Annotated in this window: 16 protein-coding genes; 8 read left to right on the top strand and 8 right to left on the bottom strand. The window is 56.1% G+C overall.

Annotation, left to right across the window (positions count from 1 at the left end; translation table 11 throughout):
• Positions 1–11: 11 nt before the first annotated feature.
• From AQ1_RS14445 to AQ1_RS06060, 8 genes are all read right to left on the bottom strand, one after another.
• Positions 12–1,826, bottom strand: coding sequence for a PAS domain-containing sensor histidine kinase (locus AQ1_RS14445; protein WP_161760455.1), 1,815 nt, complete (start codon positions 1,824–1,826; stop codon positions 12–14).
• Positions 1,819–2,931 carry a DUF2336 domain-containing protein gene (locus tag AQ1_RS06090; protein WP_042085386.1) on the bottom strand — a complete coding sequence of 371 codons (1,113 nt, stop codon included), beginning with the start codon at positions 2,929–2,931 and terminating at the stop codon, positions 1,819–1,821. Before AQ1_RS06090 ends, AQ1_RS14445 begins: the two co-directional genes overlap by 8 nt.
• Positions 2,932–3,083: 152 nt before the next feature.
• Complete coding sequence (locus AQ1_RS06085) at positions 3,084–4,028, bottom strand: flagellin (RefSeq protein ID WP_042085383.1); 945 nt, start codon at positions 4,026–4,028, stop codon at positions 3,084–3,086.
• A gap of 29 nt (positions 4,029–4,057) precedes the next feature.
• Positions 4,058–6,214, bottom strand: a complete 2,157-nt coding sequence (flgK, locus tag AQ1_RS06080; protein WP_042085381.1) for a flagellar hook-associated protein FlgK — start codon at positions 6,212–6,214, stop codon at positions 4,058–4,060.
• 238 nt (positions 6,215–6,452) lie between these two features.
• Positions 6,453–7,583, bottom strand: a complete 1,131-nt coding sequence (locus AQ1_RS06075; protein ID WP_042085377.1) for a hypothetical protein — start codon at positions 7,581–7,583, stop codon at positions 6,453–6,455.
• Between the two features lie 164 nt (positions 7,584–7,747).
• Positions 7,748–8,368: a class I SAM-dependent methyltransferase gene (locus tag AQ1_RS06070; protein WP_042085374.1), complete on the bottom strand. Its 621-nt coding sequence runs from the start codon at positions 8,366–8,368 to the stop codon at positions 7,748–7,750.
• An 85-nt stretch (positions 8,369–8,453) separates the two neighbouring features.
• A complete protein-coding gene (locus AQ1_RS06065; protein ID WP_052371041.1) occupies positions 8,454–11,195 on the bottom strand; it encodes a M16 family metallopeptidase in 2,742 nt (913 codons plus the stop codon).
• Positions 11,196–11,321: 126 nt separating this feature from the next.
• Complete coding sequence (locus AQ1_RS06060) at positions 11,322–12,260, bottom strand: agmatinase family protein (RefSeq protein WP_313982232.1); 939 nt, start codon at positions 12,258–12,260, stop codon at positions 11,322–11,324.
• Between the two features lie 94 nt (positions 12,261–12,354).
• Between AQ1_RS06060 and hutI the strand changes: the two genes are divergently transcribed.
• The 8 genes from hutI (at position 12,355) to AQ1_RS06020 (ending at position 24,187) form a co-directional block, all read left to right on the top strand.
• Positions 12,355–13,599: an imidazolonepropionase gene (gene hutI / locus AQ1_RS06055; RefSeq protein WP_081837119.1), complete on the top strand. Its 1,245-nt coding sequence runs from the start codon at positions 12,355–12,357 to the stop codon at positions 13,597–13,599.
• A gap of 137 nt (positions 13,600–13,736) precedes the next feature.
• Entirely contained in the window at positions 13,737–14,462 is a 726-nt protein-coding gene (gene hutC / locus AQ1_RS06050) for a histidine utilization repressor (protein ID WP_042085368.1), read from the top strand.
• A gap of 126 nt (positions 14,463–14,588) precedes the next feature.
• Positions 14,589–16,277: a urocanate hydratase gene (gene hutU, locus AQ1_RS06045; RefSeq protein WP_042085365.1), complete on the top strand. Its 1,689-nt coding sequence runs from the start codon at positions 14,589–14,591 to the stop codon at positions 16,275–16,277.
• A gap of 4 nt (positions 16,278–16,281) precedes the next feature.
• Positions 16,282–17,829 (top strand): histidine ammonia-lyase, encoded by a 1,548-nt coding sequence (hutH, locus tag AQ1_RS06040; RefSeq protein ID WP_042085362.1) that lies wholly within the window; start codon positions 16,282–16,284, stop codon positions 17,827–17,829.
• An 89-nt stretch (positions 17,830–17,918) separates the two neighbouring features.
• Positions 17,919–18,389, top strand: coding sequence for a hypothetical protein (locus tag AQ1_RS06035; protein ID WP_042085360.1), 471 nt, complete (start codon positions 17,919–17,921; stop codon positions 18,387–18,389).
• Positions 18,379–19,329, top strand: a complete 951-nt coding sequence (locus tag AQ1_RS06030) for a sterol desaturase family protein (RefSeq protein WP_042085358.1) — start codon at positions 18,379–18,381, stop codon at positions 19,327–19,329. The genes AQ1_RS06035 and AQ1_RS06030 overlap by 11 nt, the downstream gene beginning before the upstream one ends.
• Positions 19,330–19,360: 31 nt before the next feature.
• Complete coding sequence (uvrA, locus tag AQ1_RS06025; RefSeq protein ID WP_042085355.1) at positions 19,361–22,228, top strand: excinuclease ABC subunit UvrA; 2,868 nt, start codon at positions 19,361–19,363, stop codon at positions 22,226–22,228.
• A gap of 120 nt (positions 22,229–22,348) precedes the next feature.
• On the top strand, positions 22,349–24,187 hold the full coding sequence (locus AQ1_RS06020; protein ID WP_042085351.1) for an alkaline phosphatase D family protein: 1,839 nt from the start codon (positions 22,349–22,351) through the stop codon (positions 24,185–24,187).
• Positions 24,188–24,347: the final 160 nt, after the last annotated feature.

Genomic DNA, 24,347 nt, shown 5'->3' with positions numbered 1-24,347 from the left:
AGCTTGCCTTTTCAGGGCTGTTCAGTATCGGCTAAGGGCAGGATAATCGTAAATCGTGAGCCGCTGCCTTCTTTGGATTGCAAGGTGATATCACCCCCCATCAGGCGTGCCAGTTCACGGCTGATATGGAGGCCCAGCCCCGCACCATCGCTTTTCCGGCTATAAATGGTTTCGGCAACCTGCTGGAATTTATCAAAAACCTTATCCTGCATCGCAGGGGCAATACCGATCCCGGTATCCCAGATGATGAGCATCGCCTTGCCATCCCGGCATTCCAAATCAGCACCGATCCGCCCCCCTTCGGGCGTAAATTTCAAAGCATTGGTCAAAAGATTGAGCAGGATCTGAGTGGTCCGCCGATCATCGCAGGCAATGATCGCATCGCTTTCAAGGGCAAGTTCGCTCAAATCGAGCTTGCGATCCTTTGCCCTGATCGCCACAAGGCTTGCAGCCTGCTCTAAAAGCTGTTTCAGGGACAGCGGTTCGATATGAAGGCTCACCCCATCGCTATCAAGCACGGCCACATCAAGCACATCATTGATCAGGCTCAGCAAATGGCGACCCGCGCCTACGATATCCTTGCTATAGGTGCGATATTTTGCATCCAAAGGCCCAAAAACAGCCATTTCCATGCTTTCGGCAAAGCCAATGATGGCATTCAGGGGCGTGCGCAATTCATGGCTCATGGCCGCCAGAAATTCATTTTTCGCCCGCAAGGCGCTTTCGGCCTGCGCCGATGCGATATCAAGCTCCAGATTTTTCCGGGTCAATTCTTCAAGGGTAGCTTCAAGATCGCGCTGCATCTCAAGGCTTTGAACAGATTTATGATAAAGATCGGTGACATCCATCCCAGCACCGCGATAGCCCATGAAGGCCCCATCAAGGGAATCGAAAATCGGCACGGCAGAAAGGCTGAAGCGTAATTTCCGGCCATCTGCGGCTTGCGCTTCCAATTCCAATCCGCGAAAAGGCGCCCGACTTTCCAAGGCCTTCTCCAGATTTTCGACCAGATCATAGGCTGATGCATCCTCATCATCCAATGATGCCAGTGCCGCCAATGGGCGACCATAAAATGCCGCAGAAGGATAGCCGATGGATGCCACGAAGCGATCCGACAGCAAGGTCAGATGCCCATCGCGATCCGTTTCCCAAAACCAATCGGAAGTGGCACGGGCGAAATCATTGAACCGCTGACGCGATAAAACCGCATCCCGCCGCAAGCCCAGATCCGCCGTTACATCCGTATAAACGCCGCCAACCGCCTGCACATGGCCCGCATCATCGCAAAGCGGGAAATGACGCCCCCGCCAGCAGCGGCTTTTACCATCAAGGCTCAGCCAATCTTCGGTCATCAGGGTTTCGCGGGCTGAAAGCACCCGATCCAGCAAATCCAGATAATCCGATGGCACAAAAGCACCGCTTTTGATCATCCCCGGGCCTGGCTTCCGGCCATCACAGGCCGACAGCAATTTCTGATAAGCCTCATTGACCAGTAAAACCAATCCTTCCGGGCTGAGAAGGTAAAAGGGCTGGCTTTCATCAACGATCAAACGCCCCTGCAAAGCTTTCAAGCTATCGTTTGCCGCCGCTGTGGGGCGGGCTTTTTCCCCTCGTTTTCCGGGCGTGTCATCCTCTTTTGAAGCCATTTCCGGATCATCGGTTTTAACGAGGCGAGCGGTCCGGGCTTTGCCCCGTATTTTTGATTGGGGCTTCAGCCGAGGCTGATGTGGGGATGGCGGCGCGGGCTCCTTGCGCATTTTTTGGGCCCAATGGGTCAGATCCTCATGATCATCATCGATCATCTGCTGTCTAACATCATCAGACATTTTGCAATTCCTCCAGCGCCATCTGATAGGCGCTGTCTCTTTGCCAATATTGCAATGCCCCCCGGGCATTGGCCGCACTCACCTGATCAAACAGCTCTAAAATGCGTTTCAAAACCCCCGGCCCACGGGCCCGCCCGCCATCGCGCGCCTGACTGATCAAAAGATAGACAGAGGTAAACTGGCTGCGCTCCATGCCAATCGCCTTGGCCAGCACTGCAAGGCTTTCGCCGCCGCGATCGCTAAAAATCCGCCAGGCGGTTCTGAAATCGATGCCGCCCAATTCCGCAAGCCCGGCCACAAAAACCGCAATCCGGCGCTGGCGCAGGCTACCCATCAGAAATTCAATCGTCAAATCCCCGGTTTCCGACAATCTGCGCACCAGCCTTTGGGCTTTGAGATAGGTGCCCTCCAGCGATTGCTGCTGTGCCATCAGCCCGCGAGATGCCTGCCGCATGGCTTCATCGATCACGAGGGGGTCAACGTCAAATTCGCTCAAAATCCGCTTGCGCAGTGAGGCCGCCACCCACCAATACATGCGATAGGCCAGTTCCGAGGGCAGATCATCGCGATTGACCAAGGGTTCCTGAAAGCGATCATTGCGCCGCGATTCGGCAACAAGATATTCCATCGCCCGCTGCGATAGGCTGGCATCCGCATTGCGCAACAGGGTTTCGATCACATCGCTATTGCCATATTCCACCAAAGCATTGGCAACGTCTTCGCTCAGCTCATCCCGCAGGGCAATGGCCAGGCGATGCTCATCGGTGCGCATCTTGATGATCTCGACCAGATCTTCATCGCGCAAAAGCCGGCTTTTTTCCAAAAGCGGGCGCGCCACCTCGATTTCATCATTGGATAAAAGGCGAACAATATCAGGAAGATCGATATCGGTGCGGGCAAAAAATTCCGCCAATTCCTGCCGCAGGCTTTTTTCAACGGTCCGGATCAGCTTTGCCAGAATATCTGACATCAGGGCGCGTTCATGCTCAGATAGCCGTCCCTCTTCCGAGAGGAACAGATCTGTCATATTTTCAAATAATTTGCGTCGCCCTTCGGCCGTTTTTTCACGTGCCAAAGTGACGAGATCATGAATACGATCACCCATCAATCAAGCATCGTGTCAAAGCCCAAGCAAAGCCCTGCCACTCAAAGCCCCCTTCATATCAGCCCACATCAATCAATCTAGACTGATCGCAGGGGATTAAGGAAGACTTAATTACCAATTTAAATATGGATACACACTAAATTTTAGAAAAATTACAAGAAATTCAACAAGCTCAACCGGGACAGGCTGCCCAGCACCTGAAAGGAGGCTTGGAGAGCGGTTTGATCCTGATTAAGCCGGGTGATGGCTTCGGCGAGATCGACATCTTCGATATCCGAAACCAGTCCTTCCAGAAAAATCTGCGCCGTGGCATGTTGCTCATCGATGCTATCAAGGCGATTGCCCACAAGGGCATTGTTGGTCTGGGCCGATTGCGCCTTCTGCACGGCACTTTCGATCTTCTCAAGTTCCGCGATGAGAAATTCGCGCTGATCGGGGATGGGCGGTGGCCCAGGATCGCCATCTTTCAGGGTACCATCAAGGGGGCTGAGCGTATTGAACTCGGCCAATCGCTTCATCGAGGCCATGATTTCATCGGCCACTTCGTCTGCCAGAATGCCGAATTCAACCTGCACACCCTCGGCGACGATGGCCTGTTTTTTCATCTGATCATTGCCAAAGGCATCTTGTGGGGTGGCCAGCGCTTCCAGTTCGGCAAGGCTGCCGACCGTGATCGGCGGTTGATCCGTGCGCGCCCCGGCAAACAGATATTGCCCATTCACCTGACTATTGAGCGCTGCGGTGATCAGCCCAAAGCTTTGTTCGAGAAAGGGCATGAAGCCGCTGGCATCATCCTGGCTGATGGCATCGAGCACAGTCTCTTTCAGCCCGCGTGCCGAATCCACAATGGATGTGAGCTGAATATCAAAAACATCCACCGAAAGCTTAACGCTGCTGATGGTATCGCGAAAGCTGTTCACCCCATCGCGGGCCTGCCGGGCGCTGAGCGCCTCCTGAATTTGCGGCCCCAGACTTTGAAAATCATTGGCCTTTTTCCCGCTGGAAATCTGCTGCTGGGCAATGAACTGACGCTGCTGATTGCGCATCGTATTTTGCAGCAAAACCGTGGATTGGCCGAAACTCGAAATCCGTTCCATTGCTCTCTCCTAATCCGCCCTGAACCGCATTAAACGGCATTGAGCAGTGAGTCATAAAGTTCCTGTACCGAAGACAAAATGCGTGCAGCGGCATTATATGAATTCTGGTAGATGATCAGATTTGATAGCTCTTCATCGATATTCACGCCCGAAACCGCCTGTCGGCGCTGATCCAGCTCTGTTTCCAGATTGGCGGTATCTTCGGCAGCGGTGGCGGCGCGATCCGCCATCAGGCCAAAGGTGCCCAGCACCGCGCCATTAAAGCTTGTTAAGGTGCGCTTCTGGGCTGAAATCTCGCCAGCCTTGTCGGTTGAGATAATGGATGTTTCCAGCTTTTGAAAATCCAGAACCCCGCTTTGATCCCCCACCGCCAGCGCGACTGCGCCCACCGCCGCCGAAAGATCAAAACGCGCGGTGGCCAGATTGCCCGCATTGCCATCCAGCCCCCCCACAAGCTGCATATCTGTTGCGGCTTCGGCCCGAAAGCGGCTGCCAATGCCAAACATTTCAGCAATCGAAATCCCATTGCCCGATGCATCGGTTCCATCATTGCGCACCGATAGCACCAGCCCGCTTTGCCCCGGTGCCGGCTGGGTAACAAGGCGGCCATTGCCATCGAGGCTGAAGCTCATCACCCCATTGAGGCCGGTATTTAATTGGGCAACCAGATCCCCATAGCTGACGGCTGCGGCGGGAGGCGTGGTCGCGGGCGGGATCGATAATTCAAAACTGCGGATTTCCTTGCCAAAGCGATCGGTGATCACAAATTCAGCCGTTTCCCCCGGCGTGAAGGGATGGGCATCGGTGGTCTGCACGCCGGTTTCAAACAGGCCCGACGAGCGTGCTTCGATCAGATCGTTCATGCCAAAAAAATGCGAAAAGGATCGCCCGCCCCGGTCGCTGGCTGTTGCGGGATCTTCGGTGATAACAACGCCATTGCCGGGTGCCGTGGCCGTCAGGCTCATCACCCCATTGGTGAAGCTCAATGTGCCCGCCCCGCCCGCCCCGCCAAGGCCAGTAGGCAAAGGGCCATTCACCGCAGTCAGCACATCATTGATGCTGGCATTGGGATTGGCACCAAAATCATAGGTCGTGGTCGCAACGACACGGTTTTGCGCATCCACAATGGCAAAGGTGGTCTCGCCAGTAAAATTATGGGGGTCCGTGCCATTGAAAGGCGTGGTTTTACCGGTCAGGCTGTTGGGCCCGGGAATGGGGCTGTTTTGATTGTGGATGGCATTCAACTCATCGGCAACACGCGCCCCCAATTCGCCCAAAGAGACGGATAAATCCACAAGCTGCCCATCACGCATATCCATCAGCCCGCGCAAAGCGCCTGAGCGAATATCGCCATTGATTGGTCGCGTGGGGCCAGACAATTCCCCCAGGCGCTGATCATAAAATTGCAAGGTGATCGGCGGAAAGGTGCTGGCCGCGCTCACCCCGCCGGGATTGGTATAATCAAGCTGGAAAAAGCTGGCCCTGTTAATCAATTGGGCCCCGGTGGTGGTGCTCACATCCACCGATCCATCACTGTTTTCAATGGTTCGGATATCGATATTTTCCGCAATCACATCCAGGGCGGATTGCCGGACATTCTCCAGCCCGCCGGTTTGCCCCCCGAATGACTTTTGTTGGGCAATCTGCTGATTAAGCTCATGCACCTGACGGATTGCATCATTGATGGCGCCCATCCGCGATTCAATCTCGATGCTGGCATCCTCGCGCAGGCTTTGGATCGTATCTGAAATCCGCGAAATTTCGCCGCTATAACCTTGTAATTCTGACAGGAATTGCTGGCGCACCACGGTGTCGGCAGGGGCCTGCGCCAGATCGCCCAAGGCCGCAAATACCGCGTTCATCCGCCCGGTGAGCGTATTCGCTGAATCCGGCCGCCCCAAAGAAGATTGCAGGCGATCATGAATTGTATTGATGGCTTCCGTCCGCCCGGTATCAGATCGCGCCCCCAAACTTGCGGTTTCCAAAAAGCGATTGACCACCCGCTCGATAGCCTCGACCTCTACCCCAACCGAGCGATCATTTTGAATATCGGCGGCAACGGTCACCCGCTCCCGCGCATAATTGGGGGTATTGACATTGGCGATATTGGTGCCGGTTACCCGCAGGGCTTCCTGGCTTGCAAACAAGCCGCTCAAGGATGACGAAACAATGGCCCCCAAAGACATCAGCCAACCCTCCGCACCAAAAGGGATGCAGCCAGATTTTGGATATGAGCACGGCAAGTTCTGCCGAACCGGGCTTGCCGATCACCAGCAAGGCCCGATGGCCCTAAATCCCGGCCAAAGGCATCAATTCTAATGGTTTTTCTCTGCTCGATCATCGCTCACGACCTTTGCGACTGCATCATGACAGCCAAGTAGAAGCAATGATCGTGCCAAATAAGGGCAGAGAGGGAATTGGCGGCTAAAGCGCCTTTTGATAAATGCGGTGGCGCTTATAGGGGGTGGCCCCCATGCGGGTGATCACCGCATTGATGGGGTGATTGTTCTCAAGCGTCCAGCCCAGTTCCACTTCTTCAAATTTCAATTCGTCCAAAGCCATGGCAATGCGCACGCACATCGCAATCGCCAGCCCCCCATAGCGGCGCTTGCGCTGAATTTCCTTGCGGATGCCCATCAGGGGCAATTTCGCGGTCACGCATTGATTTCTTTTGATCCGCCACACCAGCTTCAACAGATTGATCGGCCCCAGCCGCCCATCGAAACCGGCGATGGCCTCATTCAAATTGGGCAGGCAAATGGCAATCCCCATGGGCACGCCATCCACCTCGGTGATCAGGGCAAGCCGAGGCTCCAAAATCATCCGAAATTCTTCGACGGCCTTGGCAAATTCCGCATCGGTCCAGGGCACATAGCCCCAATTATCGCTCCAGGCATCATTGAACACACTGCGCACGATGGCCATTTCGTCATCAAGGCGGCTTTTATCGATCTGCCTGATCCGCACTTCGGGCAGATCCTTGATGATATCATAGCCTTTTTGCGCCCGGGGGGCCAAATCATGGCACAGATAGCGCCAATTGATGATCTCTTTTACCTGAGAAAAGCCGCAAGCCTCGATCAAACCCGCCTGATAGGGGCGATGATAGGGGGTGAGCATCACCGAATGGGCATCAAAACCTTCGCTCATAACGCCAATGTCTTCATTGATACCAAGGCTAAAAGGCCCCCGCATCTGCCGCATCCCACGCGCCGCGCACCAATCCCCCGCCGCCTTTAAAAGTGCCTGGGCCACAGCCGGATCATCGATCGTATCGAAAAAACCGAAAAAGCCCGTTTCATCTTGATACACGCGCAAATGTTCATGATCGATCTGCGCCGAACAGCGCCCCACCATGCGGCCATCAGACCATGCGGTGAACAAGGCCACATCGGCATGAGCGAAAAATGGGTTCTTATCTGGCGACAAACGTTTTCGGACCTCCATCCGCAAAGGGCTCACCCAGCCCGGATCGCCGCGATACAATGTTTCTGGAAATTCTATGAAATCTTTCAGCGCCTTGCCGGGTTCAACGGTCCGAATAGTGATCGTCATCAGGCGTCGCCTCATCTGCAATCATCTGAAATGAAATGGTCAGGTTCGCTGCCATCGCGGGAAGGCGCCACCCTGCACGAGCAGCGGGCACAGCGTCCAGACCCAATCTGTCAAGATCGGTCATAATCTTCAAAAAGGATAGATCTGCGGTAAGGTGAGGGGCCTCAGGGCCGCGCAACACCGCAAAAATGATAGCCCAGAATGCGGGGGATACCGGCCAAATAGCCGCGATCGAGCCAATCAAATTCAAAGCCTGCCGTACGCAAAAGCAGATCGGGTCGCCGACTGAGATGGCAGCCCCCCGCAATATTTGGCCACAGCCAATGATCGAGCCGTTGCTGCCAGCGCGAAACCGCATCATCCGGCGCGCGGCCATGTTCGGCAAAATAAAGCCTGCCATCAGGCTTTAAAACCCGGCGCATTTCCCGGATGGCGCGGGCCGGATCGGGAATGGTGCATAAGCTGTAGGTGACCACGATACTATCAAGGCTGGCCGCATCAAAAGGCAGATTTTCGCCATCCAAGGCCATGATTTCAATGGGAAAACCAAGCCCTGCTGCGCGTTTTTTGGCCCGGCCCAGCATCGCCCCCGCAGGGTCAACCCCGATGAGATGATCCACTTTTTGCGCATCATAAAAGGGCAGATTATGGCCGGTTCCCAAACCGATTTCGGCCACCCGGCCTGAGGCCTGCGGGATCAGCCTTTGCCTTTGCGCCTTGATCTGCGGGGCGCCACAGGCACGTTCGATCAGATGCGGCAAAAGATATGTTGCATAAAAACCCATCGGCTATTCTTTCTGATCCCATAACAAAAACCCCCGGCACCCTTGATAAGGAGACCGGGGGCCCATTTTTTCAGCATCGCGCTATTTAGTTCTGGCCGCCTTGGACGATCACCTCACCCAAATCAAGGGCACGGATTTCATCCTCGATCTTAGCCCGATCCCCAATCACCATCCACACCAGTTGATCAGGGTGCAGAACCTGATTGGCGGCTTGCTCGATTGCCGCAAGATCAAGCTGTTCATAGCGCTGCTTGAGGCTTTCCTCATAATCAAGCGCCCGACCAAAACGGGCATTGGCAAGCATCGCCCCCAAAACATCCCGCGCGGTTTCAAACTGACCGGGCAGGCTGCGCACATTATTGCGCACCGCCATCACCAGTTCATCCTCGGTCGCAGGCTTATCGCCGGTGATGGCTTTTAATTCCACCACCAGTTCCGCCATGGACAGCGCCGTTTTATCGGTTTGCACTGGCGCATAAACAAAGAAAGGCCGCTGCCCACGGGCATCCTGCATGAAGGTATAGGCGCCATAGGCCCAGCCTTTTTCTTCCCGCAGGTTCATATTCACCCGCGCTGTGAATTGGCCGCCCAGAATATCGTTCATCGTGGTGATGGCGATATTGTTTTCAGCCCCGGTTGCGGGTGCCAGATGGCCCGCAAGGATCAGAGATTGCGGCGAACCCGGGCGATCAACGATGATGATCTTGCCGGTTTTTGGCAAATCCACCTGATCGATGGCTTTTTCAGGCGCCTTGGCCCCTGTGGCTTTCCAATCGCCAAAGGCTTTTTCCAGAATGGGCTTGATGTCCGCCATGGTGCTATCCCCCACAACGAAAATCCTGGCATTATCGGGCCGCAACCAGCTTTGGTGATAGGCGATCAGATCATCACGGCTGATCGATGCCACCGATTGAAGCGTGCCAGACCCGGTGAAGGGAATACCATAGGCATGATCATCACCATAAAGGATCGGAGGCAATTGCCGCAAAGCGATAGACACCGGCTGGCTTTCTTCCTGCCGGATCCGGGCCAGCCTTTGCTGACGCAAGCGTTCCAGTTCGGTCGCGGAAAAAGCCGGATTGCGCACCACATCGGCCAGAATATCCACCGAACCCGCCAATTCCGTTTTGAGGGCATTGAGCGCCACGGTTGAAACATCGAGATTGGAGCCGGTATTTAATTGGGCACCCAATGATTCCAGTTCTTCCGCGATCTTGAGCGCCGAGCGCTTTTTCGTGCCTTCATCAAGCATTTCAAGGGTCAGAGACGCACTGCCCAGCTTCAGGCCCCGATCCGCCGCAAACCCGGCATCAAACATCACCGATATATTGACGATAGGAACTGTGGCGCGATTGGCCAGAACCACTTCGATCCCATTGGAAAGGGTTGCGGTTTCGATGGCGGGGAAATCAAGCTCGGGGCTTTCATCCACACCCGGCAATCCTCCCGTGCGATCGATTCCACCGGCTGCTGCCGTAAATTCACCAAAGGGGGTGACTTCAAGCTGATAATGATGACGCGACAGCCATTGGGCGGATTGCGTTTTGACATCATTGATCGAAGCCCCGGCAATGCGCTGCAGCCGGGTTTTGTAAAAGCCCGGATCGCCGGCATAAAGCGCGCCTTCAGCCAAAGTCACAGCCTTGCCGCCAAAACCGCCAACCTTTTCCAAGGCCCGCACATCTTCACCGATGAGGCCGATCTGGGCCCGCTCCAATTCAGCCTTGGTCGGACCTTTAGCCAGAAAATCGGCAACCACCTGATCGATGCGGCTGCTGACTTCGGCAACAGATTCGCCATCTTTCACATCCGCCTGAATGAAAAACAGGCTCGATAATTCAAAGGGAAACAAACCCACCTGAATATTGGTGGCAATCTGGCGATCATAGGCAAGATCGCGGTAAAGGCGCGAGGTTTTGCCGCCGCCCAGAATTTCCGCCGCCACATCGAGTACGGCAGCAGATTGCGTGGTCCGCCCCGGCACCGCCCACACCCGATAGACACGGGCCTGAGGCACACGATCTTCCATCACTTCGCGGACATTCGAGTTGAGTTCAGGAATTGCGGCCTTGGCCTGGCTCAAAGGCGGCCCGGCGGGAATATCGCCGAAATACCGGGTCACCAGATCGCGGGCCTGAGCCACATTAATATCGCCCGCCAAAACCAGCACGGAATTATTCGGGCCATAATAGGTTTTGAACCATTCCTTCACATCATCCAAAGAGGCCGCATCGAGATCTGCCATCGATCCGATGGTGGAATGATGATAGGGATGGCCAACTGGAAACACGCCTTTTTGCAAAGCTTCAAAGGCCCGCCCATAGGGCTGATTTTCGCCTTGGCGCTTTTCATTTTGCACCACACCGCGCTGATTATCGAGCTTTTCCTGTGTCACCGCGCCGAGCAGATGGCCCATGCGATCCGATTCCAGAAACAAAGCCCGCTCCAGCGCAGGCGTTGGCACCGTTTCGAAATAATTGGTGCGATCAAGCCATGTGGTGCCATTGATATCGGTCACCCCCACTTCTTGCAATGGCTCGAAGAATTCGCCGTCATAATTTTCAGAGCCATTGAACATCAGATGTTCGAACAAATGGGCAAAGCCGGTTTTTCCAACCGGTTCATTCTTTGAACCCACATGATACCAGACAGAAACCGCCACAACCGGCGCTTTTCTATCTTCATGCACAACGACCCGCAGGCCATTTTCAAGCGTAAAACTTTCATAAGGGATATCGACGGCTGGCATCTCAACAGCCAGCGCCGCCCCCCCAAAACAAAAAGACGCTGCGATCAGCGCCCGTTTCAAGAATCCAGGAAATGTCATGAATGACCCCTCTTTTTGGCAGCCCCATTGGGTTTTTGCAGAGTTGCGAATAAAGTGATTTTATTCTCTGCTAACGGGATGATGACTATATTTGGCTGATATAATCAACCCCCCTCATCGAATAATTTAACAATCCGTAACCATTCTGTGTCGCAAGCCATAGCCCATCAGAATTTCCGCCATCCAGCGGGCCGCCACCAGGGCTGTGATGTCGCTCATATCAAGGGCAGGATCAAATTCGCACAGATCCACCATCGCCACTTTGGGATGCCGGGCAATCTGGCAGGCGGCGGCGAAAAAATCATGGGCCGATACCCCGCCCGGGCGGGCACCGGGGGCACCGGGGGCTTCATGGCGGGCGATCACATCAATGTCGAAATCCACATAAATCACGTCCACCCGCTCTTGCAATCCGGCCAAAGCCGCATCGATAGAGGCCGCCAACCCCCGCTCCATCACCCGGGCCATGGGATACACAGCAATGCCTGCCTGCCGCGCCTTATCGGCCATGCGTTTGGTATTGGCAAAAGGCTGCAGGCCGATCTGAGCGATCTGGTTACCGGGCAGCCCATCATCAAGCAAACCCTGCACCGGATTGCCATTATTGAGGCCGCAATCGGTATCGCGCAGATCGAAATGGGCATCCAATGTCAACAGCCCCACCCGATCAAGACCCAAACCCCGGGCTTTTGCCAATCCCGCAAGGGCTGGCCGGGTGATGGCATTATTGCCGCCGAGCACGAGCGTCAGATCGCGCTTATGCGCCAGTTCGGCCAGCCTGTCGGCGATGGGTTGATAGGCCTCAGCCGGGCTCATCGCCTTCAGCATCAGATCGCCGCCATCCAATATCTTCAGATGATCAAGGGAAAGATCACGCTCCAGATCATAGGTGGATAGCCGCAAAAGCGCTTTCCGCACCACCGATGGCGCCAGATCGCAGCGCCCGGGGGTGAGGGATTTTTCCCCCAAAGGCAGCCCTAATAGGGCGATGGAGGCATGGGGATCATCCCCCAATAAAGACGCCACAGACCGCCATGACCGGCATTCCGATTGATCCGACATCATCCCCTTATCCCCTTTCGATGCTTGCATCATCCGCCTGTTTCACCCAAGCTGTATAGATTATTATCGTGAAACAGAGAAGGTGCATCCCTTTCCGATGTGGGACAGACTTTATCATCACTGTCATCTCGCCAGCATGGACCCGGCGCGCATCCGTGAAACAGGTGCCGAAGAGGCAGATGATTTTGCGATCATCCCCGATGCCGCCATTGCGATCGAGGGGAGCAGAATCCGTTGGCTCGGGCCGCGCAAAAATCTTCCCCAAAGTCCGGAAAAGCTGGCCCGCCAGATCATCGCCTGTGATGGGCGCTGGATCACCCCGGCGCTGATCGATTGCCACACCCATCTCATTTTTGGCGGCAACCGGGTTGCGGAATTTAATCTCAGGCTCAAGGGCATCCCCTATGCCGAAATTGCCAAACAAGGGGGTGGCATTGCCGCCACCGTGCGCGCCACCCGTTCGGCCACTGAGGAAACACTTTTGGCATCAGCGCTTCAAAGGCTCGATCTGATGCAGGCCGAAGGTTTGGGCACTATCGAGATCAAATCCGGCTATGGGCTTGATCGCGAAAACGAACTGAAAATGCTGCGGGTAATGGATCGCATCCAAAATGCCCGCCCGATACGGGTCAGCCGCAGCTTTCTGGGGGCCCATGCCCTGCCGCCGGATCATGATGGCGATCATGACAGCTATATCGATTGGCTGTGTGACGAGATGATCCCCCTGATCGCCGCCGAGCAGCTTGCCGATGCGGTGGATGGTTTTTGCGAAAGCATCGGCTTTTCCCCGGGGCAGATTGATCGGCTTTTTCGCCGTGCCCGCGCCCATGGTCTGGCGGTCAGGCTGCATGCCGAACAATTAAGCCATCAGGGCGGTGCCGCCCTTGCTGCCCGCCATGGGGCGCTTTCAGCCGATCATCTGGAATATCTCAAGGATGAGGATGCCAAAGCTTTGGCCGAGGCTGGCACGGTGGCGGTTTTGCTGCCCGGGGCCTTTTATACCCTGCGCGAAACCCGCCTGCCGCCCATTGCTGCGTTGAAGCGCCATGGCGTGCCGATGGCCATCGCATCGGATTGCAATCCCGGTTCCTCGCCGCTGCTGTCACCCCTGATCACCCTGAACATGGCCACAACACTGTTTCAGCTTAGCCCCGCCGATGCCCTGGCCGGAATGACCCGACAGGCCGCCCGGGCCCTTGGCCTTCAGCATGAAACCGGGATGCTGCGCGAAGGCTTCAGCGCTGATCTGGCGATCTGGACCATCGGCCACCCGGCGGAATTGAGTTATTGGATTGGCGCAAGCCCCCTTCATGCTATGGTGCTGCGGGGGGAAGCCATCTGATGGGTTTTTAAAGCCAATCAAATGGCATCGGGATCGGTTTGGTAAAACCATCAGAAAAAGAATGAGGGGGGCATGACAAAATCTTCAGCCTATCGATACCGGTTCATCCTGTGCCACCTGCCATCAGGAATGGCCCGATGATTGCGAAAAAAGCCCTGCCCTCCGCGCAACCGCTTTATAAAATGGTCAAGGCGCATGTGCTGTCGATGATCGAGGATGGCCGCCTGAAAGCCAATGATCGCGCCCCTTCGGAAAGCGAACTGGTGCAATCCCTTGGGGTTTCGCGGATGACCGCGAACCGGGCCTTGAAGGAATTGAGCGAAGCCGGATTTGTCACACGCGTTCCCGGCCTAGGCACCTTTGTTGCCGAACGCCGGACCCATGGCACCCTGCTCACCATCCGCGATATTGCCGATGAACTCTCCGAAGGCGGCAATCAGCATCATGCCAGGGTGTTGCGCCAGATAAAAGAGCCCGCCAGCGAGACAATTGCCGCACGCTTTCGCATGGCCGTGGGCAGCCCCTTGTTTCATGCCGAAATCCTGCATCTGCAAAATGATCAGCCGATCTTACTGGAAGATCGCTATGTACAGCCGCAGATCGCCCCTGATTATCTGAGCCTCGATCTCGAAAAAATGACCTCTTATCGCTATCTGGTCGATGTTGCTCCTTTGCAGGAAGTGGAGCATCGCATCAGTGCGATCCCGGCCAGCGATGATCTGCGCCTGCTTTTGGCTCTTGCCCCCAATGAGCCCTGCCTGCTGATCCGCCGCCGCACATGGACAGGGGGCATGGTGGCCTCCTGTGTCGATCTTATCCATGCCGGATCGCGCTATGATATCACCGGCCGCTTCAAGCCGTAATGGGCCCCTGAACCTTTCCATGATGCGCCGCTAAAGCATTTGTGACCCTACCCCAATTTATAAAACTCTTGAAAATCTATACAGGTACAGACAGGATAGGCCGAACGCCCCTAAAGGATCAGCCCCATGCCTAGCTTTCAGCGCCTGTCGAACAGCAAAATCATTCGCGCCCCAAGGGGCACAACCTTATCGGCCAAAAGCTGGCAGACCGAAGCCCCCTTGCGCATGTTGATGAACAATCTTGATCCCGATGTGGCGGAACATCCCGAACAGCTTGTGGTGTATGGCGGCATCGGGCGGGCGGCCCGGAATTGGGATGCCTATGATCAGATCATTTCCGTACTGAAACGGCTGGAGGATGATGAAACCCTGCTGGTGCAATCGGGAAAGCCGGTGGGGGTGTTCAAAACCCATGCCGATGCCCCCCGGGTGCTGATCGCCAATTCCAATCTGGTGCCCCATTGGGCAACATGGGATCATTTCAATCATCTCGATCGATTGGGCCTGATGATGTATGGCCAGATGACCGCCGGATCGTGGATTTATATCGGCAGTCAGGGGATCGTTCAGGGCACCTATGAAACCTTCATGGAACTGGCCCGCCAGCATTATCACGGAAGCTGGGCCGGGCGCTGGATTTTAACCGCCGGATTGGGCGGCATGGGCGGTGCCCAACCAATGGCTTCCACCATGGCGGGGGCTAGCTGCCTTGCCATTGAATGTCAGGCCGATCGCATCGAAAAACGCCTGCAAACCGGCTATCTGGATTGCCACAGCGATAGCCTTGATGACGCCCTCGATCTGCTGGCCAAAGCCAAAAGCACATCCCGCCCGGTTTCAATCGGGCTTTTGGGTAATGCGGCGGATATCCTGCCCGAGCTGTTGCGCCGAAAGATCAGGCCCGATGCGGTGACCGATCAAACATCGGCCCATGATCCCGCCAATGGCTATCTGCCGCAGGGCATGAGCGCCGATCAATGGATCAGAATGCGCGAAACCGATCCCAAAGCCGTGGCCAAAGCCGCCCGCAAAAGCATCGCCAGCCATGTCAGATCGCTGCTCGCCTTTCATGATCAGGGCATCCCCACATTTGATTATGGCAATAATATCCGCCAGATCGCGCTAGAGGAAGGCGTTGATCGCGCCTTTGATTTTCCGGGTTTCGTACCCGCTTATATCCGCCCGCTTTTCTGCCGGGGCATCGGGCCTTTTCGCTGGGTAGCGCTTTCGGGCGATGCAGACGATATCGCCCGCACCGATCAAAAGGTGAAGGACCTGATCCCCGATGATCCCCATCTCCATCGCTGGCTGGATATGGCGGCCGCGCGCATCGCCCCCCAAGGGCTGCCCGCCCGCATCTGCTGGGTGGGGCTTGGCCAGCGGCATCGTTTGGGCCTTGCCTTCAATGAAATGGTGCGCAATGGCGAATTGAAAGCCCCCGTGGTGATCGGTCGCGATCATCTCGATTCCGGCTCGGTGGCCAGCCCCAATCGCGAAACCGAAGCCATGCGCGATGGTTCGGATGCGGTCTCTGATTGGCCCTTGCTCAATGCCCTTTTGAATACTGCTTCGGGCGCCACATGGGTCTCGCTCCATCATGGCGGCGGCGTGGGCATGGGCTTTTCCCAACATGCGGGGATGGTGATCCTGTGTGATGGAACCCCGCAGGCCGACAAGCGATTGCAACGTGTTTTGTGGAATGATCCAGCCAGCGGCGTGATGCGCCATGCCGATGCCGGCTATGAAACGGCGATCACCTGCGCCCGCGAATATCAGCTTGATCTGCCTTTTCTTGATCCCGGCCTAAAGGATTGAACCCATGCCTCCTCTCCCCCCCACATCCTTATCCATCACGCCCTTATCCATCATGCCGGGGCAGCTTCAGCACGATGATCTGCACGCCATCTGGTCTCAGCCCTGTGCGCCGGTGCTGGATGCCCAAAGCTGGGATGCCATCGACCAATCCGCCGCCGCCATTGACCGCATCCTGCAATCGGGGAAAACCGTTTATGGGGTGAATACCGGCTTTGGATTGCTGGCCCAAAGCCGCATCAGCGCCGAAAAGCTGGGGGATTTGCAGCGCAATCTGGTGTTATCCCATTGCTGCGGAACCGGCCCGGCACTGGATCATCACATCGTTCGGCTGGCGATGGTTATGAAAATGGCCGCCTTGGCACGCGGCTATTCCGGCGTGCGCCGCCCCCTGATCGAGCGGCTTATTGACCTGATCAAGGCCGATGCCATGCCGGTGATCCCGGCACAGGGATCGGTGGGGGCTTCGGGCGATCTCGCCCCTTTGGCGCATCTGGCGGCAGCCACCATGCTGGGGGTGGGTGAGATCAGCATCGGGGGCAAAATCCTTCCCGCCGCAAAGGCCTTGCACAAGCTTGGCCTTGCGCCAATCGAGCTTGGCCCCAAGGAAGGCATAGCTCTTTTGAATGGCACCCAGATATCCACCGCTTTGGGGCTTGATGCGCTGTTTCGTGCCGAGCGGATTTTTGATGCCGCACTGATCGGCGGGGCGCTATCGCTGGATGCCCTGAAGGGCAGCACTGCCCCTTTTGATCCGCGCATTCATGCCGTGCGTGGGCATCCGGGCCAGATCCGTGTTGCCGAAATCCTGCGTCGTCTTCTTGATGGCAGTGCCATCCATGCCTCGCATCAGGGGTGCGACAAGGTGCAGGACCCCTATTCCCTGCGCTGCCAGCCGCAGGTGATGGGGGCGTGCCTTGATGTGATCGATCAGGTGCGCGGGGGCCTGCTGATCGAGGCCAATGCGGTCACCGATAATCCCTTGATCTTCTGCGATCCTGATGAACAGGCAGACAGCTGCATTTCCGGCGGTAATTTTCATGCCGAGCCGGTGGCTTTCGCCGTTGATGCCTTGGCCAATGCCCTGTGCGAAATCGGTGCGATCAGCGAACGGCGACTGGCTTTGCTGGTTGATCCGAAAATGAGCGGCCTGCCCGCTTTTCTGGTAACGGATAGCGGCCTTCATTCCGGCTTTATGATCGCGCAGGTGACCGCGGCGGCGCTGGTGGCGGAAAATCGCATGATGGCTCATCCCGCCAGCGTGGATTCGGTCCCCACATCGGCCAATCAGGAAGATCATGTTTCCATGGCCACCCATGGGGCGCGGCGCACCATCGAGATCGCCAAAAATTGTGCCACCATCATCGGGATCGAGCTTTTGGCCGCAGCGCAGGGGGTTGATTGCCATCTGCCCTTGGCCACCGCCCCGACCCTTGCCGCCGTTCATCAAAAAATTCGGGCCAAAGTGCCCCATTATCAGATTGATCGCTATTTCGCCCCGGATATCGAAGCCGCACGCCAAATGGTCTGCGATGGCGAGATCGGCCTGAGCTGAACGCCTTCAGCGACCCTGCCAGTATTGCGGCTTGCATCTGATGGAAAATCGTAAAAAACTGGGGTCCCGATCCCGATAAAGATAGGCTAATGGAAAACCCGCTCATTGCCCTTGGTGCCCTTCTTGGCGTGCTCCTGCTGATTGCCCTCAATCGTTTCATGGGGGGATGGCAGCCCGCGCGCCTGCAATCCACCGCTGCGGCCATGGCCCGCTATCAGCAGGATTATTGGCATGACGAGATCATGGATGCGGTGGTCGATCAAAAGGGACGCACCGCCCTGATGGCCTTGCGCGGCCCGGCTGTGGGGCTGGTAGTGGCGATGGGGGATGGCTTTGTCACCCGCAGGCTGCAAGGACCGGCGCTTTTAAGCATCGACCGCCAAGGGGATGGGGACTGGGCCATCGGGCTGCGGGATTTTACCTTGAAGCGCGCCCTGATCCTATGGCCCGAAGATGCGGATCAGACTGTCTGGCTCAATCGCCTGCGCCATCTGGCCGCCACCCCCCAAAATCAATCACAGGGAGGCGCGCCCGGCGCGTTCAAAGCTCATGACGCTTGAAAATCCCGTCACCTATGCCATCCCGTTTTTCGTGATCCTGATCATCGCTGAAATGATCTTTGGCAAAATCACCGGCCGCACCCGCTATGAACCGAAAGACACCGCCACCAGCCTTGTGATGGGCCTGGGCAGCCAGATTTCAGGGCTGATTTTTGGCGGTCTGGCGCTCGCTGTGGGCTTTTATATCTGGGAGCATGCCCGGCTTTTTGAGATCGGCTTTACCTGGTGGGCCTTCATCGCCGCCTTTATCCTTGATGATCTTGCCTATTATGTTTTTCATCGGGCCAGCCACCGCATCCGCTGGTTCTGGGCGGCGCATGTGATCCATCATAGCAGCCAGCATTACAATCTGAGCACGGCGCTCCGCCAGACATGGACAGGGGTGCCCGCCCTCACCTTCATTTTCAGCCTGCCGCTTTTCCTCCTGGGCTTTCATCCCTTGATGATCGCCTTCATCTCCGGAATCAATCTGATCTATCAATTCTGGATTCATACCGAAGCCATTCACCGGATGCCCCGCTGGTTCGAAGCCATTTTCAACACCCCCAGCCATCATCGTGTGCATCACGCCACCAATCCACGCTATCTGGATGCCAATTTTGCCGGAGCGCTGATCATCTGGGATCGCCTGTTTGGCAGCTTTGTAAGCGAAGATGATGATGAGCCCTGCCGCTATGGCATCATCAAGCAATTGGGCACCTATAATCCCCTGAAGGTGGCCTTTCATGAATGGCTGGGGATTTTTCAGGACATCAAGGGTGCATCAAGCCTGCACCAGCGGCTTTGCTATCTTTTCGCCCCCCCGGGTTGGAGCCCGGATGGCAGCCGTCAAACATCGGATCAGATCAGGGAAAGCTGGCAGCAAAAGACGGCGAAACCCGCCAGCGATGGCCAGGGGCTTGACTTGACCGCACCCCTGCCCCACCTGCCTGTGGATTGATTTGACTCATGCCTCAGGCGATATTGATTTTATGCTGAAAATGCTGTCCGTTCGCGGTGCCCGTGAGCACAATCTGAAATCCGTGGATGTGGATATTCCGCGTGATCGCCTCACGGTGATCACCGGGCTATCGGGATCGGGCAAATCCAGCCTTGCCTTTGATACCATTTATGCCGAAGGCCAGCGCCGCTATGTGGAAAGCCTTTCGGCCTATGCCCGGCAATTTCTGGAATTGATGCAAAAGCCAGATGTCGATCATATCGAGGGCTTATCACCAGCCATTTCCATCGAGCAGAAAACAACATCGAAAAATCCGCGTTCCACCGTCGGCACCGTTACGGAAATCTACGATTATATGCGGCTTTTATGGGCGCGGGTAGGCATCCCCTATTCCCCCACCACCGGCGAGCCGATTGCCGCCCAAACCATCTCGGAAATGGTGGATCGGGTGATGGCTCTGCCCGAAGGCACCCGGCTTTATCTTTTGGCGCCTATCGTGCGCGGTCGCAAAGGTGAATATAAAAAAGAATATAAAGATCTGCAAAAGCGTGGGTTCCAGCGTCTGAAGGTGGATGGCAACTTTTATGATATCGCCGATGCCCCCGTCCTTGATAAGAAATATAAGCATGATATCGATGTGGTGGTGGATCGCATCGTAGTGCGCGATGGCCTTGAAACCCGCTTGGCCGATAGCTTTGAAACCGCCTTGGACCTCGCCGATGGTCTGGCTTTTGCCGAATATGCCTATCGCGATGGCGATGAACCGGAAGGCGAGCCAGAGCGGATCACCTTTTCCGCCCGCTTTGCCTGCCCCGTTTCGGGCTTTACGATTGCCGAAATCGAGCCACGGCTGTTCAGCTTCAACAGCCCCCATGGCGCCTGCCCGGTTTGCGATGGGCTGGGTCTGGAATTGCGCTTTGATCCCGAACTGATCGTGCCCGATCCCGCGCTGACACTGGCCGATGGGGCCGTGGCACCCTGGGCAAAATCCACCGCGCCCTATTATAAACAAACCCTGGAAGCCCTGGCCCGCCATGCCGGATTTACCATGCGCAGCCGCTGGGATCAGCTGACGGATGCCCAAAAATCCCTCATCCTTTATGGCTCGGGCACCGAGAACATCGCCATTGAATTTGCCGATGGCCGGCGGCGCTTTCAAACCAACAAGCCTTTTGAAGGGGTTTTGAAAAATATCGAACGGCGCTGGCGGGAAACCGATAGCGCCTGGATGCGCGAGGAATTGAGCCGCTATCAATCGAGCGTCTTGTGCAAAAGCTGTATGGGCCACCGGCTGAAGCCCGAAGCTTTGGCGGTGAAGATTGCCGGGCATCATATCAGCGAGGTGACATCCCTTGGCATCACCGCCGCTTATGATTGGTTTTCCGCCCTGCCCCAAAGCCTGAGCGCGAAACACGCCACCATCGCCGAGAAGATTTTAAAAGAAATCATCGAACGGCTGGGCTTTTTGAAAAATGTGGGACTGCAATATCTGACCCTGGCGCGGGCATCGGGCACCTTGTCGGGGGGGGAAAGCCAGCGCATCCGGCTGGCCTCGCAAATCGGCTCGGGGCTGACCGGGGTTTTATATGTCCTTGATGAACCCTCTATCGGCCTGCATCAGCGCGATAATAATCGACTGCTGCAAACCCTGCGCAATCTGCGCGATATGGGTAATACGGTGATCGTGGTGGAACATGATGAAGATGCCATCCTCAGCGCCGATTATGTGATCGATATGGGGCCGGGCGCGGGTGAGCATGGGGGCACAGTGTGCGCCAGCGGCACCCCGGCAGATATCATGGCCGCCGAACAGTCCCTCACCGGAGCCTATTTATCCGGCCGTAAAGCCATTCCGATCCCCGAAAAACGGCGCAAGGGCAATGGCAAATCACTCATCATCAAAGGCGCGCGGGCGAATAATCTGAAATCCGTGGATGTGAGCCTGCCTCTTGGCACCCTGTGTTGCATCACCGGGGTTTCCGGCTCAGGCAAATCAACTCTCACCATCGAAACGCTTTATAAAGCCGTGGCGAGGCATCTCAATCATGCCCGGCTCCAGCCCGGCGCCCATGACAGCATCAAGGGCCTGCAGCATCTCGATAAAATCGTCGATATCGATCAAAGCCCCATTGGCCGCACGCCGCGATCGAACCCCGCCACCTATACCGGCGCCTTCACCCCCATCCGCGAATGGTTTGCCGGGCTGCCGGAAGCCCAGATGCGGGGCTACAAAGCGGGGCGCTTTTCCTTCAATGTCAAGGGTGGGCGGTGCGAGGCCTGTCAGGGCGATGGGGTTTTGAAGATCGAAATGCATTTCCTGCCCGATATGTATGTCACCTGCGATCAGTGCAAGGGAAAACGCTATAATCGCGAGACGCTGGAAATCCGCTTCAAAGATCGCTCCATCGCCGACATTCTGGATATGACCGTTGAAATGGCGGCAGATTTTTTCAAGGCCGTGCCCGCCATTCGAGACAAAATGCTGATGCTCGAACGGGTTGGCCTTGGTTATGTGCGGGTGGGGCAAGCGGCCACCACCCTTTCAGGGGGCGAAGCACAGCGAGTGAAGCTGGCAAAGGAACTATCGAAACGCGCCACCGGCAAAACGCTGTATATTCTGGATGAGCCCACGACCGGCCTCCATTTCGAAGATGTCCGCAAATTGCTCGAAGTGTTGCAGGCGCTGGTGGATCAGGGCAATAGTGTGGTGGTGATCGAACATAATCTGGAGATCATCAAATCCGCTGATTGGCTGATCGATATGGGGCCTGAAGGCGGCGATGGCGGCGGCAAGCTGGTGGCCGCAGGCACGCCCGAGGCCGTGGCCGAGGTGGAAGCCAGCCACACCGGCGCCTATTTAAAGGCACTGCTCAAAGTGGATCGATCGGCGGCTGAATAGCATAGCTGTCATAAACCCATGAGAAATTCCTCACGATCAAAGCGATGATTTCAGGCTTCTGAAACAGATCTTCTGCTGTAAGATCATGGCCTGACAGGATGATTTGAAGGGGAATGCACCATGGGCGATATCACCATAACACGCCGCCATATGCTGGGCAGCATGGGCGCTGCTGCCGGAGCCATCGCCTGTACGGCCGCAGGCGAAGCCCCCCAGCCCCGCTTTTTGCATGGAGTGGCCAGTGGCGATCCTTTGACGGATCGGGTGATTTTATGGACCCGGATCACCCCCGCCGCCAGCACCGGCGATCCGGTCAAACTGACATGGGACATCGCCACGGACGACAGCTTTTCCACCATCGTGTCTTCAGGCGAAACACAAACCGACCAGGACCGGGATTATTGTGTGAAGGTCGATGCCACCGGCCTCACACCCGGCAGGCGCTATAGTTTCCGCTTTCGCAGCAAGCAGACCACCAGCCCCATCGGCCATACCCGCACCCTGCCGCGCCAGGATGTGGAAAAGCTGCGCTTTGCCATCGTTTCCTGCGCCAATTATCCCCAAGGCTATTTCAATGTTTATAAGGATGTAGCGGCGCAAAAGGACATCGCTGCCGTGCTGCATCTGGGCGATTATTTCTATGAATATCAAGATGGCACCTATGCCGATCCCCGGGCTTTGGAGCTTGGCCGCCATGTGAAACCGTTGGGGGAATTGATCAGCCTCGATGATTATCGAACACGCCATGCCCTTTATAAAACCGATCCCGATCTGCAGGCCGTTCATGCCGCCCATCCGATGATCGCCATCTGGGATGATCATGAAATAGCCAATGACACCTGGAAAGGCGGGGCGGAAAATCATGATCCCGATCAGGGAGAGGGGGATTTTTTCGTGCGCCGCGATGCCGCGATCAAGGCCTGGCGTGAATGGATGCCGGTGCGCGATCCGGTCGATGGCGATCCCTTGATCAGCTATCGGTCCTATGATTTTGGCGGCCTGGCCGATCTGATCCTGCTCGATACCCGCCTCATTGGCCGGGATGAGCAGATTTCTTATGGCCGCGATCTGGTCTATCGCAGTGCCCCTTTCAATTTCACCGATCCAGAAAATCCGGTGATGATTTCGGACCCGGAACAGGTGAGCGCCCTGCCCGAACAGGCCGTGAAAATGATCCCGCTGCCTTTTGACATGACCGGCGAAGACCCCAAGCCCATCACCGATTATGCCGCGATCAAAGAAATCGATCCCAAAAACATGCCCGCAGGCTTCGCCTTTTTGCCCGATGCCGATGCCTTTCGCCAGCATGTTTTGGGCAATCCCGAAAGATCGATGCTGGGGAAAACGCAGGAAAATTGGCTGGCCGATCAATTGCAGGCCGCCAAGGCCCCATGGCAAATTCTGGGCCAGCAACTATTGATGGGTAAGCTCGTTGCGCCCGATTTGATGGATGTTGCCGATTTCACAAAACCGGCGGCAATCAGCGAGCAGCAGGCGCAGCAATTCACCGGTCTTGCCAAAATGGGCCTGCCGCTCAATCTGGATGCGTGGGATGGCTATCCCGCCGCGCGTGAGCGGTTATTCGACGAAATCCGCAAAAACAAGAGCAATGCCATTGTGCTGGCGGGCGATAGCCATAATAGCTGGGCTTTCGATCTGGCCGATGAGGCGGGCCATCCCATTGCGGTGGAACTGGCGACCCCGGCTGTATCATCGCCCGGCTTTGCGCAATATCTGCCGGTCCCGGTCGCGATCATGGAAGACCGGTTTTTGAACCATAATCCCGAACTGATCGCTTTCGATGCGGGCCATCGCGGCTGGATTTCATTGGAATTGACCAAAAATGAGGCCAAGGCCCAATGGCATTATGTTTCAACCGTGCTCAGCCATGATTATGAAAGGATCGACGGCCCGGCCTTCCAGATCAATCCCGGCACGCCAAAGTTAAAACCGCTTTGAGCGGCTGCGGGACTGTCGGAAAAGGACATCAGAGATATATTTTCCCGCGAATATGATCAGATATCGCATAAAAAATAATTAATACGTGAAATTCACCATAGAATCTAAGCTTTCCATGGGCTAGGCCGTAAACTCATAAACGGGATTCCCAAAGCGTTGC

The sequence above is a fragment of the Iodidimonas nitroreducens genome (assembly GCA_000710935.1).
In the GTDB taxonomy this organism is placed as follows: Bacteria; Pseudomonadota; Alphaproteobacteria; order Sphingomonadales; family Rhodothalassiaceae; genus Iodidimonas; species Iodidimonas nitroreducens.
This window is presented reverse-complemented; position numbering and strand designations above follow the sequence as displayed.